General features: G+C 62.7%; 9 protein-coding genes and 2 pseudogenes. 7 read left to right on the top strand and 4 right to left on the bottom strand.

Going from position 1 to position 12869, the window contains the following annotated elements; genetic code table 11:
- The 3 genes and pseudogenes from IVB01_RS32835 to IVB01_RS32825 form a co-directional block, all read right to left on the bottom strand.
- A pseudogene (locus tag IVB01_RS32835) lies at positions 1–609 on the bottom strand (hypothetical protein); the annotation flags it as partial.
- Between the two features lie 843 nt (positions 610–1452).
- Entirely contained in the window at positions 1453–2253 is an 801-nt protein-coding gene (locus tag IVB01_RS32830; protein ID WP_247495189.1) for an SDR family oxidoreductase, read from the bottom strand.
- 72 nt (positions 2254–2325) lie between these two features.
- The gene (locus IVB01_RS32825; protein WP_026233952.1) at positions 2326–2904 is read right to left on the bottom strand and encodes a TetR/AcrR family transcriptional regulator; all 579 of its coding nucleotides are present in this window, start codon (positions 2902–2904) and stop codon (positions 2326–2328) included.
- 230 nt (positions 2905–3134) lie between these two features.
- Between IVB01_RS32825 and IVB01_RS32820 the strand changes: the two genes are divergently transcribed.
- From IVB01_RS32820 to IVB01_RS32790, 7 genes and pseudogenes are all read left to right on the top strand, one after another.
- Positions 3135–4238 (top strand): efflux RND transporter periplasmic adaptor subunit, encoded by a 1104-nt coding sequence (locus IVB01_RS32820; RefSeq protein ID WP_247376236.1) that lies wholly within the window; start codon positions 3135–3137, stop codon positions 4236–4238.
- The gene (locus IVB01_RS32815) at positions 4238–7348 is read left to right on the top strand and encodes an efflux RND transporter permease subunit (protein WP_247495188.1); all 3111 of its coding nucleotides are present in this window, start codon (positions 4238–4240) and stop codon (positions 7346–7348) included. The genes IVB01_RS32820 and IVB01_RS32815 overlap by 1 nt, the downstream gene beginning before the upstream one ends.
- 15 nt (positions 7349–7363) lie before the next feature.
- Positions 7364–7978 carry a TetR family transcriptional regulator gene (locus tag IVB01_RS32810; protein WP_247456124.1) on the top strand — a complete coding sequence of 205 codons (615 nt, stop codon included), beginning with the start codon at positions 7364–7366 and terminating at the stop codon, positions 7976–7978.
- A gap of 49 nt (positions 7979–8027) precedes the next feature.
- Positions 8028–8921, top strand: a complete 894-nt coding sequence (locus IVB01_RS32805; protein WP_247495187.1) for an NAD(P)/FAD-dependent oxidoreductase — start codon at positions 8028–8030, stop codon at positions 8919–8921.
- Positions 8922–8942: 21 nt separating this feature from the next.
- A complete protein-coding gene (locus tag IVB01_RS32800) occupies positions 8943–9416 on the top strand; it encodes an isoprenylcysteine carboxylmethyltransferase family protein (RefSeq protein WP_247495186.1) in 474 nt (157 codons plus the stop codon).
- A 144-nt stretch (positions 9417–9560) separates the two neighbouring features.
- On the top strand, positions 9561–10019 hold the full coding sequence (locus IVB01_RS32795) for a nuclear transport factor 2 family protein (RefSeq protein ID WP_247495185.1): 459 nt from the start codon (positions 9561–9563) through the stop codon (positions 10017–10019).
- Between the two features lie 17 nt (positions 10020–10036).
- A pseudogene (locus IVB01_RS32790) lies at positions 10037–10889 on the top strand (methyltransferase domain-containing protein).
- Between the two features lie 1320 nt (positions 10890–12209).
- Here IVB01_RS32790 and IVB01_RS32785 read toward each other — a convergent pair.
- Positions 12210–12686, bottom strand: a complete 477-nt coding sequence (locus IVB01_RS32785; RefSeq protein ID WP_247281528.1) for a cyclic nucleotide-binding domain-containing protein — start codon at positions 12684–12686, stop codon at positions 12210–12212.
- Between the last annotated feature and the right edge of the window lie 183 nt (positions 12687–12869).

The raw sequence follows: 12869 nt of genomic DNA, 5'->3' as shown, positions 1-12869 counted from the left end.
TCCATGACTCGATGGAAGCCACTGTGGACCCTTATCCCGGGGTCCCGATTGGATGCCGATCACCCCGAAAACGGGGTCCTTATTCCATGCCGAAACACAATTTGTGAACGCCGCCTCCATGCCTTCGCTAAGCTGGGCGGAGATGCAGCCGTCGTCTGCCCCGTGAAGATAGAGCGACGGGACCGTAATTGGGCCAGTCGCGAGAGCCTCGAGAGCTTGCGCTGCCGCGTCGGATGGCGGGGCGAACAACTGCCGATAATAGGCCAGAGTCTGCGTGAGGACGCCGGGCTGGGCAAAGGCCTCGTTGAGTGAAGATCGAGCCGGAGCTGGCAGCACATAGCCCGGTGACCATTCCCGCCACAGGCGGTCGAGGAATGCAAAGTCGTTCAGCTGAACGGCGATCTCGGCCAGACGTGTCTGGAAGAAGAACATGTACCAGCTTCGTCGCTGCTGATCACCGTCGGCAACGAACGCCGACGCCAGTCCCTTTCCATAGGGCACGGCCAGCCCGACAAGCTTTGCGGACGCGTCCCGCGTCGAGGCTTGCCGCAGCGTAGGCTGCACGTGCGCCCAAATCATGGCCGACGAGAACGGCTTGCTCAGCTCCAAGCGATTCGATGAGCGCTAGTACGTCCTGACCTGTTGCCAAGGCGCGGTACGACCCGTCCGGTGCGGCGCCGCCGACCCAATATCCACGGAGCGCCGGCGCCACCGCCCAATATCCTTCTCGCTCGAGGCGATCGAGAAAGGGGATCCAACTCTGCGCATGATCGGGAAAGCCGTGCAGGCAGAGCACGAGGGGACCATGTCCAGCCTCCAGAATCGGGAAATCGAGCCCGTTGGCGTGAACCGTGCGGTTGCGGATATGGCCGCTCGCCAGAGAGTTCTCCCGCGAGCGCCCTGGACTATCGGCGTGCCGTTGTTGGGCCGTTGAAGCGGAGGCGTTCATGCTCGGGTTTTCCTCGTAGAGCCTGTCTGAACTAACGAGCGCGCGCTTCCCGACGAGAGGCCCCACGAGCGAGGCGCCGCTGCTACGCGGCCATTAGCAGCAGATCGACGATATCGGCTTCGTCTTACGGAGTGCCTGATCTTCTCGATCTCGTCGGTGTTGGAGTTCAGGGTCCGACTGGCAATGAGGAAGACGCGCTTTGCGTCAAGTCGCTCCGCCTCGGCGCGGATGGATTGGGAGACGGCTTTGCCATAGATGACGCGGTCAATTGCCGGAAAGTTATGTACACCGGCGTTGCGCATTTCTTCCTCCCATTAGATGCCCGATCGTTATATTATGATCATCATTCTACTTCGAGTCGGCATCTCAGCACGCTGGAGCCCTGCGGCGGGCGGTTAGATCGCGACTGTTCATGGATGCGCTGCCGCCAATGTCAGGCGAGCCAGCTCGGAGTGCTCGACAGAGGCCTTCGCTTTTCCACAGCGCCGCGACCGCTCCAGGCGTCAAGCGCCCATGATTCTTTTCATCGTGGCCCTTTGCATCGATCGCGGCGTCAGGCGATTTGAAAAGGCGGCCATGTTGTTCGCCAGGCCCGGGATCACCATGGCCTTTCCTTGCGAGAGCGCCCGAACGCCGCTCGCGGCAACCGGACGCGGCTTCATGGTGAGGAGCCGCAGCATGGCCGATGTGGTTGCGCCGGCCGCCGCATCGAAACCGGTCGCTGTGTGCCCCGGGCAGAGACTGGTAACGACGACGCCGTGCGGGCGGAGTTCGTCATGCAGGGCCTCGCCGAAGGCGAGTACATAAGCCTTGGTCGCCGCATAGGCCGCGTAGCTGGGAACGGCCTGGAAAGCCAGGAGGCTGGCGACCAGAAGGATATGTCCAGACCGCCGCTTGGACATGTCGCGGCCGAAAAGATAGGTCAGCTCTGTGAGCGTCGTGATGTTGAGCTGGATCATGTTCGCGGTCTGCTCGATCGGCGTGTCCAAAAAATCGCCGTGCAAGCCGAATCCGGCATTGTTCACCAAGATGTCGATCGTCACCGACCTCGCGTCGAGACTGCTTTTCAGGCGGCTGGCGGCGCTCGGCGCGGCAAGATTGATCGCCTCGACGAGCACATCCACCCCGTATTTGCTGCGGAGATCGGAGGCAAGCTTTTCCATCCACTCCCGCCGTCGAGCCGCCAAGACGAGATTGACTTTCTGCGCCGCCAGGAGACCTGCGAATTCAAGACCGAGGCCACTCGACGCTCCCGTGACCAGCGCCCATTTTCCGGCGAAGCTGTTCATTGCTTCATTCGACATCGTTCTCGTCCTCATCTGTTTGGTCGGCGAATGGCTCGGCCAGATCTCAATCAGAAACACCGGCCCATCCTTTCAAGCTGCGGCGGCGCCGCGAACCTGTTCGGCCGCGGCATCCAACAGCGCCTGAGCCAGATCGGGGTCGTTGACGACGCGCGAGAGCGTCACCGCGCCGACCATCGTCGCGAGAATGGCCATGGCCTTGCCGCGGGAGGCCTCGTCGCCGGCCCCGGCGAGAAAGCGGTCGAGCACGTCGAGATGCGCTTTGATTCCTGCTTCGAATTCCGCCTTCACCTCGGGGCCCTGCCGCGCGGCGTCTGAGCCGAGTGCCACGATGGGGCAGCCGTCCATCTTTTCTTCGCGATGGTCGCCGCTGAGGTAAATCCCGATCACCGCGCCGAGCGGATCATCGGGATTCCGAGCGGCCGCATCCGACCATCGGCCCGACGCGCTCTCCAATGCTCGCCTGGACGCCTCGACCGCCAAATCCTCTTTTGACGCGAATTGCTTGTAGAAGGCACCTTGGGTTAGCCCGGCCCCCTCCATCAGATCCTTAAGCCCGATCCCATCGAAGCCGCGCTCCCTGAACAGGCGACTTGCCACATTGATCACGGTTTTGCGGTTCTCCGCGGCCTGAACGCGACTGACTCGCATCGGCACCTCCAACTTAGATTGCATTTGAACTCTATTACCACAATATAGAAGCCGAACGCAATCTATCAAGGGCCCCAAGGCCGAATCTCTTGGTAGGAGCGCTTCAGCCGTCCCTTTTACGTCCCCGAGGGCCTGAATCACATTTTTGTCGCCTCCTTTCCTTTTTAGATTGCGTTCGAAAGCTAAACGGAATACAGAGTTCGGACGAAATCTAAAATTGGGAGATTGACATGAGGATGCGGGGCTTTGCGGTTTTGGCTGGTATTTTGATCTCGGCCGGGGTGGCGACCTTCGTTGCCCTCGGGATCCCGCCCCGGGAAGCCTCCGCGGTCGGTGACCCCAGGCAAGAGCCCCCAATGGTCCGTCTCGTGATGGCCGCGCCGGTCAGCGGATCCGACCGCGGCTTCACCGGCACCATCGGCGCGAGGGTGGAAAGCAATCTCGGTTTTCGCGTCGCCGGTAAGATCGTCGAGCGGCTCGTTAGTGTCGGTGAGCAGGTCAAATCCGGGCAGCCGCTGATGCGGATCGACGAAACCGACCTCCGCCTGGCGCTCGCAGCGAAGCGCAACGCCGTCGCGGCTGCGCGTGCAGCTGTCGTTCAGACCGACGCCGATGAGCGGCGATACGCCAACCTGGTGAGCGATGGGTGGACTTCCAAACAGCGCTACGAGCAGGCGAAGGCCGCCTCGGATACAGCCAAAGCGCAGCTCGCAGCGGCGGAAGCCGACGCGGGGGTTGCCGAGAACCAGGCGACCTATTCCGTCCTGGTGGCCGATGCGGATGGAACGGTCACCCAAACGCTGGGCGAGCCGGGGCAAGTTGTCTCCGCCGGCCAACCGGTCGTTCGGGTCGCGCAGTCCGGTCCTCGCGAGGCTGTGGTGGCGCTCCCCGAAACGATCCGGCCGGCGATCGGCTCGCTCGCTGAGGCGAGCCTGTATGGGAGCGATGGGCGCTTTACTGCGCATCTGCGGCAGTTGTCGGATTCCGCCGATCCTCAGACCCGCACCTATGAGGCGCGCTACGTGCTCGGCGGTGACGCCGCAGCGGCACCGCTTGGCGCGACGATCACCATTCGGCTTGCAAGCCAGGGGAGCCAGCCGGAAGTTCAGGTGCCGCTGGGAGCCGTGCTCGACGACGGCAGAAAGACCGGCGTTTGGGTGTTCGACGGCGGCACCTCGACGGTCCGCTTTCACACCATCAAGCTTGTGCGTGTGACCAGCGAAAATGCCGTTATCTCCGGCCTGAGCTCCGGTGATCGGGTTGTCTCTCTGGGCGCACACCTCCTGCAGGAGGACGCTCACGTCAGGACAGCCTCTCAAGACAGGAGCAACTGATGAGCTTCAATCTTTCGGCGATCGCAGTCCGTGAACGGGCCGCAACGCTGTTCTTCTTGCTTTTGCTGGCAGCCGCAGGCGCCTACGCCTTCTTCATGCTCGGACGGGCCGAGGATCCCTCCTTCACCATCAAGACCCTGACGGTCACGACCGTGTGGCCGGGTGCGACCGCACGCGAGATGCAGGACCAGGTCGCCGAACCGCTGGAGAAGCGGATCCAGGAGCTGACCTGGTACGACCGGGTGGAGACGACCACACGGCCGGGTTATGCCTACATGACCGTGACCCTGAAGGACAACACACCGCCATCGAGCGTGCAGGAGGAATTCTACCAGGCCCGCAAGAAGCTGGGCGATGAAGCGCGCAAGCTGCCCCCCGGTGTGCTCGGCCCCTTCATCAATGACGAATATTCGGACGTCAGCTTCGCCCTTTATGCGCTCAAGGCCAAGGGCATGCCGATGCGGGAGCTCGCCAGGCAGGCAGAGACCATTCGCCAGGATCTTCTGCACGTGCCCGGCGTCAAGAAGATCAACATCCTCGGTGAACGCCCCGAGCAGATATTCGTCGAGTTCTCCTATCCCAAGCTGGCGACTCTCGGCGTATCGGCAACGGATATCGTTGCCGCCTTGCAGCGGCAGAACACGGTCACACCGGCGGGCTCCATCGACACCAAGGGGCCGCAGGTGTTCATCCGGGTCGAGGGCGCCTATGACAGCGTCCAGGCGATCGCCGACACTCCGATCGTCGCAGCCGGGCGAACGCTGAAGCTTTCCGACATCGCCGAAGTGCGCCGGGGTTACGAGGATCCTCCCACCTACCTCATCCGGCACCAGGGCGAGCCCACCATCATGCTCGCGGCGGTCATGCAGGAGGGCTGGAATGGTCTCGCGCTCGGCAAGGCGCTGGAGGAGAGGTCTGCAGCGATCTCCCGGACACTGCCACTCGGGATGACGCTGGCCAAGGTCAGCGACCAGGCCGTCAACATCTCCTCATCGGTGAACGAATTCATGATGAAGTTCGCGATGGCGCTCGGCGTGGTGCTGCTGGTGAGCCTGCTCAGCCTCGGCTGGCGCGTCGGCATCGTTGTCGCGGCTGCCGTCCCACTGACGCTTGCCGTCGTGTTCCTCATCATGCTGGAGACCGGCCGTTTCTTCGACCGCATTACGCTGGGCGCCCTCATCCTGGCGCTTGGTCTTCTAGTTGATGACGCGATCATCGCCATCGAGGTGATGGTGGTGAAGATGGAAGAGGGCATGGACCGCATCTCGGCGGCAGCCTATGCCTGGAGCCACACTGCGGCACCGATGCTGTCCGGAACACTCGTGACGATCGCAGGCTTCCTGCCGGTGGGCTTCGCCCGCTCGACGGCCGGGGAATACGCCGGCAACATCTTCTGGGTCGTGGGATTCGCCCTCATCGTCTCCTGGATCGTCGCGGTGGTCTTCACGCCGTATCTCGGCGTCAAGATGCTGCCCGCGATCAAACCGATCGAAGGCGGTCACCACGCCATTTACGGTACGCCCAACTATCGGCGCTTGCGCGCTCTCATTACCTTCGTCGTGCGCCACAAGTTCGTGACCTGCGGCGTCGTCGCCGTCGCTTTCGCGCTTTCCGTCGCCGGCATGGGCGGCCTCAAACAGCAGTTCTTCCCGACGTCCGACCGCCCCGAAGTGCTGGTGGAAGTTCGTCTGCCGGAAGGCACCAGCATCGGGACGACGACCGCCACCGTCGCAAAGCTTGAGCGCTGGCTGGAAGGCCAGTCGGAGGCCAAGATCGTGACGAGCTATGTCGGTCAGGGTGCGCCGCGTTTCTTCTTCGCGATGGCGCCGGAGCTGCCCGATCCGGCCTTCGCCAAGATCGTCGTGCTGACACCGGACGCGGAAGCCCGCGAGGTCTTGAAGCATCGGCTCCGACAGGCGGTGTCGGATGGGCTTGCGCCTGAAGCCAATGTGCGTGTCACGCAGCTCGTGTTCGGACCCTATACGCCATTCCCCGTCGAGTTTCGGATCATGGGGCCCGACCCTGCGCAACTATATGCGATCTCTGAAAAGGCGCTCGGTATCATGCGTGGCGTTCCTGATGTGCGCCAGGCGAACCGCGATTGGGGTGATCGCACGCCCGTGCTCCGCTTCATCCCGGATCAGGATCGGTTGAACCTCATCGGCCTTTCTCCCGCGGAGGTGGGCCGGCAACTCCAGTTCCTTCTCACTGGCATCGCCGTGACACAGGTCCGCGAGGACATTCGCAATGTCCCCATCGTGGCGCGCAGCGCCGGCGGCGAGCGGCTGGATCCGACGCGACTGGCGGATTTCTCGTTGATGAGCCGAGACGGCCGCGCCGTTCCCCTCGACCAGGTCGGCCATTCGGAAGTCCAGCTTGAAGAACCGATCATGAAGCGTCGCGACCGCACCCCCGTCGTCATGATCAGGTCGGACATCAATGAGGCGACTCAGCCTCCGGAGGTCTCCAAGGATATCAAGACGGCCCTTCAGCCGCTGATCGCATCCCTTCCGGCCGGTTATCGCATCGAGTTGGGCGGATCGATCGAGGAGGCAACCAAGGCCAACGACGCGTTGGCGACAATCTTTCCGGTCATGATTGCCGCAATGCTGATCGTCATCATGCTGCAGGTGCGATCCTTCTCGATGATGGCCATGGTCGTGCTGACCGGACCACTTGGCCTCGCCGGCGTCGTGCCGATGTTGCTGATCTTTCACCAGCCCTTCGGATTCAACGCCATTCTCGGCCTGATAGGCTTGGCGGGTATCCTGATGCGCAACACACTTATCTTGACCGACCAGATCAAGGAGAATCTTGCCGCCGGCCTTGACGACTATCACGCCGTCATCGAGGCCACGGTGCAACGTACGAGGCCCGTGATCCTGACCGCATTGGCTGCGGTGCTGGCTTTCATTCCCCTCACGCATTCTGTGTTCTGGGGATCGATGGCTTACACGCTGATCGGCGGCACCGCGGTCGGAACGGTTCTGATTCTGCTGTTCCTTCCTGCGCTCTATGCCGCCTGGTTTCGGATCAAGCCGACCGCAGATGACATGCATGAGGTTTCACCCAAGAAGCCGGAACTGCAGCCAGCATTGGCTGCAGAATAAGGCGCTGTTGCTCCAATGGATCGTCCGGTCCGAACGGGAAGAGAGTCCGACGAGGCCCGCGCCCGGATCCTGGGGGCGGCGGAAGAGCGCTTTCGGCGGGTCGGTCACCACAGGACGTCGGTGGCCGACATCGCCGCCGAGCTCGGCATGAGCCCGGCGAACATCTACCGGTTCTTTCCCTCCAGGAATGCAATCGACGAGTCCATCTGCGGGCGTCTATTGAACGAGCTTGCCGACCTTGCCTTTGCGATCGCACGGAGGAACGCGCCGGCCACCGAGAAACTCGAGGAACTGCTGAGCATTGTTCACCACCACAGCAAGATGACGTTGGTCACGGCGAAGCCCATGCACGATCTGATCGTCGCCGCCACGCAGGAGAACTGGCCGATCATCAAGGCGCATATCGAGCGGATGGAGACGATCTTCGAGGCGATCATACGCGGGGGCGCCCAAGCGGGACAGTTCGATGTCGAAGATGCCGCGGAAGCGGCGCGAGCAGTCAGATCCGCGTTTATGCCATTCTTCCATCCCATTCTGATCGAGCACTGCGTTGTACACGGCGAAGACACGGAAGCAGGCCTGCGCGACCAGATTCGTTTCATACTGAAAGCACTCGGCAAATCGGGCTGAGCGGTCTGCTGCGTTCAACCCCTCCATCCACAACACGGAGCCCATCACCATGGATGACGTCATCATCATCGGCGGCAGCTTTGCCGGTCTCGCCGGCGCCCTGCAGCTCGGCCGTGCCCGCCGCACGGTCACCGTTCTCGATACCGGCCTGCCGCGCAACCGCTTTGCCGGCCACTCGCATGGCCTGCTCGGCCACGATCACAAGCCGCCGCTGGACATCCTGGCCGAGGCGCGGCAGCAGCTGGCGCGTTATCCCATGATCAAGCTGGTCAGTGCCCGGGCCGACAGCGTCTCCGGCGCTATCGACGATTTCTCCGTCCTCACTTCCGACGGCGAAAGCCTTGGGGCGCGTCGTCTCATCCTGAGCTATGGCGTCGCCGACCAGATGCCTGATGTTCCGGGCTTTGCCGAAGGCTGGGGCACCTCCATCGTGCCCTGCCCCTATTGCGACGGCTTTGAAGTCGCCGGCCAGCATTGGGGCCTCGTCTGGTCCGGCCCGCAGTCGCACAATCAGGTCAGGCTGTTCCACGATTGGACCGACAGGTTGACGCTCTTCGCCGATGGTCACGACATTCCGCCCGATATCCGGGCCGATCTGGCGCGCCGCAACATACCTGTTGTCGAGGGCCGGATCACCGGGATCGCCCATCACAGGGGCCATAGCGCCACCGTCAAGCTCGATACCGGCCCCGATGTCGCGGTCGACATCCTGTTCGCGCATCCGCGCAACATGCCGTCCGCAAGCCTGCATGAACCGCTGGGTCTAGCCACGGTGGATACGCCCGGCGGCATCGCCCTCAAGGTCGACGAGCGCCGCCAAACCAGCATGCCCGGCATCTACGCTGCCGGCGACCTCGCCAACCCCCTCATGCCCTCCGTCACCACGGCATCATGGCAAGGCGCGATGGCGGGTATCTTCGCCCAGCAGTCGATGCTGGTTTGAGAGCACAGATTGGAGATGAGCATGGCCGTCGAACCGGACAGCGCGGGTGTGCGCTTCCCTCCGCCCTTCGTCTATCTGGGAGCGCTGCTGTTGGGGCTGGCGGCGGAGCGGTTCGTCACGCTGCGCTCTTTCGGCATCGACTGGCGGTTGCTGGCCGCGATGGGCGCGCTGCTGTTCTTTGCCGGCGCGGCGATGATGCTTGCGGCGGCGGGGCTGTTCCGGCGGCTGGGCACCAACGTTCCGCCGTCGCAGCCAACGACCCTCATCGCAACGACCGGCCCTTATAGGTGGACCCGCAATCCCATGTATCTCGGCATGGCGCTTATCTATGCCGGCGTTGCGATCGGCTTCGACGGGCCGATCGCCTTGGCCTTGCTCCCGTTGGTGCTGATCGCGATCCAGACGCAGGTGATCGCCCGCGAGGAGCGCTATCTCGAAGCGAAGTTCGGCGACGACTACCGCCGCTACAAGGCCGAGGTTCGCCGCTGGCTCTGACTGTTGCGCCGCTGCCGTCTGCGTGGCCGCCCGTCAGCCAGCTTCCCAACAGATCGCCGCCGTTACCTGGAGCAGCTTACAGTATCTGGAAAGTATCCATCCCGTCTTGCAGAGCCGTCGGCTATCCGACAACAGGGGACATCAATGGTCTACAGTCTAATTGTCAAAAAAGAGATCCGCAGGAGCTTCGATCATGTCAACAACCAGCGTTGGGATGATGCTGCAAAAGGCCTAACACCGAACGCGTATCACTGGGTTGCCGGTGATCATGCGTTGGGGGGTGAGCGACATGGAAAGCAATCGGTGAAGCAGTGGTTCGAGCGCATGGGCCGTGTTTTCCCGAAGCTGCACATAGATGTTGAGCAGGTCGAGGTGACGGGTTGGCCATGGAATACCACAGTGTTCGTCAAGTGGCGGGCCAACGCGAGGCTACTTGACGGCCAAAGCTCGTATGTGAACAGGGGCGTCCACGTCTTCAAGTTGCGATGGGGCAAGGTTTATTCGATTGAGGAATATTTCGACTCGCAGGCTGCAGAACGAAGCCTCGCTATCCAAGCTCGTGCCGGTTTGGATGAAGCTGCGGCTGGAGCAATCGTGAGCTAACGCTGATCTTTCGTGTGATGCCGCCATCAGCCTATCAGGTCGCCGACTGGAATGGCCAAACCGGGGAGCGCTCTGTCGCCCACCAGGCCCGGCTCGACGCTAGGCTGGCGGTGCTCGGCCAAGCCGCGATCGAAGCCGCCGCGCGCGACGGGCGAGCGCGTGCTGGACGTCGGCTGCGGCGCGGGCGCGTCGAGTCTGGCGCTGGCCGCCTGCGTCGGCCCGGGGGGCCAAGTGCTGGGCGTGGACATATCCGAACCGCTGATCGGCCGAGCGCGCTCGCTTGCGCCACAGGATACGCCGGTCCAGTTCCGGGTGGCCGACGCCAGCAGCGCCGAGCTGCCCGAGGGCGCGTTCGACATTCTGTTCTCGCGTTTGGGGGTGATGTTCTTGGACGATCCGACAGGGGAGTTCGCCCATATGCGCCGCGCGCTCCAGCCGGCGGGCGGGTCGCTTTCGTCTGCTGGCGCGGCGCGGCCGACAACGATTGGATGCGCCTGCCGATGGGCGCGATCAAAGGCATCGCCCCGCGACGGCGCCCGCCCGATCCCGAAGCGCCCGGTCCATTCTCGTTCGGCGACCGGGGGCGGGTGGCTCGCATCCTGACGGCGGCCGGCTTCACCGATATCGCTACCGCGCCCTTCGATGCTTCCATCCCGTTTGGCGAGGGCGCGACGCGGGACGCGACGATCGACGACGCGGTGAAGATGACGTTGGAGGTCGGCCCGCTGTCGCGCGTGCTCGCTGATCAGCCCGACGACATCCGCGCCCGCGCCTCGGCCGCGGTTCGTGCCGCCTTCGCGGGCCGCCCTGGCGAACGGTCGGTGATGTTCGACAGCGTGGATCGTCACGGCGCGCAATCCGGCAAGCTGATAGCCGGTCCTGATCGCAACCGCGCATCACGATGCCGAGACGCCGGAACGTAGCTTCGTCGGCACCATCAGGCGCCGGATCGAGAGCGAACTTGGCTTTCGCCTTGCCGACAAGCTTGCAAAAGTTGAGGTCGGTCAGGCACTCGCGACCTCGAAATCGCCTGAGATGGACGGCCGAATCGGACGAGCCGGTGGTACACAGCAGTGGTCACAAATTGCGACCGGGCGCTTAACGAATCTTTGTTTTTCGGCGGTTTTCGCGGATTCGCGGCATCGGGGGTGAGAGTCCCACTATCTCCGCCAGTGCGACCCTTGCCGGTGCCGCAAGAGCGCAACAACCGAAGAGGCAGTCAGTCAGCTGGTACGTTAACGGGATTTTCCTCCTCCCGCGGATGTGGTAAACATTGCTTGTGCCCCCAAGGGTGCCACACAAAAATAGATCGCCGTACCGAAAAGCGCAATAAAATCAATAGATCTTGGGATTGTTATCACAGTTCAATCCTGTCCGGCAGCACCAGTGTTCCACACATGACAAGGCATTCTCGCGGCTCGATGCGCCCGAGTTTTGCTCTATTCCGTGCCCCTCTTCGGTGAAGAGGGCGCAGGGAAGGCCGAGTGCCGGCTGGCACCCACGGTCCGCTGTGCGAAAGCACACGCAGAAAAACTGCACAGCGGCATACAGGTGAAGCCCAACACACGGCCTTCCCTGCGCAGTGGTTTGACGGCTTATGCCTGCTCTCCCCAAAGCCGAGTTCCTTCTGGCCTCCGTCACCTCGCGAATTGGCGATGCCTCGCGACCCGGTTGGGCTCAAGACATCTCCGCAAGGCTTGACCGTAGCAACGACGGTCAGGACCACACGGTTTTGCCGTACGCAGCAATCCGGCTTCGCCCAAAGGGCTTCGCCGGACAGGGCGCCGTCCGTCCGCACGCAGTCAAGGACCTCACGAGGTTCATCTCGCCCTGGTCTCGCCTAGGCGTGCCCGACGCTGCCGCGTCCACCGCACCCCGGCCCACGTTTCGTTACGACGTACGATCGTCCCTCTCCCCGGGCCGGGATAGGGGAAGAATGCCGCAATTCCGAATTTCGGTAAAGTGGAATATTTTTGCGGCGGGAGATTGACGAGGTTTTGCATGGGGCGGGTGTTTTGCCCGACGGGTAAAAGTTGCAGCGACCCGATATCAGCTTGGCTACGGCGGCTTTCCCTTGAACTTGTACGAGCGACCAACGAATAGACTAGCCAGCAGCACTGCAACGATGCCGCCGAAGCCAACCCACGCGCCCCATGGGTTTCGCAAGCGCTGTACCCATCCTACGCACGGTCAATTGTCGTCACGCATTTGCTGTCCCATGAAGCGATCGTCGGCACGGCGCAGCCGTCGGCACAGTTCGCGATTGATGTTCTGGAGGACGATCACGTAGGCGTGGATATCGGCCTTGTAGCAAGCGTAGAGCTTTTGGGCGGTCAGCTCGTACAGCACCGTCGGCCCTTCCGCCACCACCGTGGCGGAGCGATTCTGCATTTCAATCAGCGTCATTTCACCAAAGAAATCGCCAGGCTCCAGAGCGGAAATTGGGATGACGTTCCCCGAATTCGCCCGTTTGCGCACCGCCAGCCGACCGGATTTGACGATGAACATCGAGCGTCCCTGCTCGCCCTCCGCCACGACGGTTGCTCCGGCATCAAAGCGGCGCTCGACCAGCATCGAGATCAGGAGGTCGAGACTCGGTTCCGGGAGACCACCGAAGAACGGCGTGGCGAGCAGGAACGCCTTCAGATCGGGAGCGCTGACAGCCATCGCGCAAGGATACGCCCCGTCGCCATCTGCGGCAAGCAGAGCAGACATCGGCGCTGACGATGCCCGACGTGTTCGCAAGAAGAGGCCAACAAAATATGCGTAGGATGGCTAGCGCGACTTGTCCGCCGCAGCGCAGAGAGCGAAGGCGGTGGCGAAATCCATCAAGCTCGTTCAGTGGCGAAA

This window comes from Bradyrhizobium sp. 164, from assembly GCF_023073715.1.
GTDB lineage: Bacteria > Pseudomonadota > Alphaproteobacteria > Rhizobiales > Xanthobacteraceae > Bradyrhizobium.
Note: the sequence above shows the minus strand (reverse complement) of the source record. Positions and strands in the feature narration are given on the sequence as shown.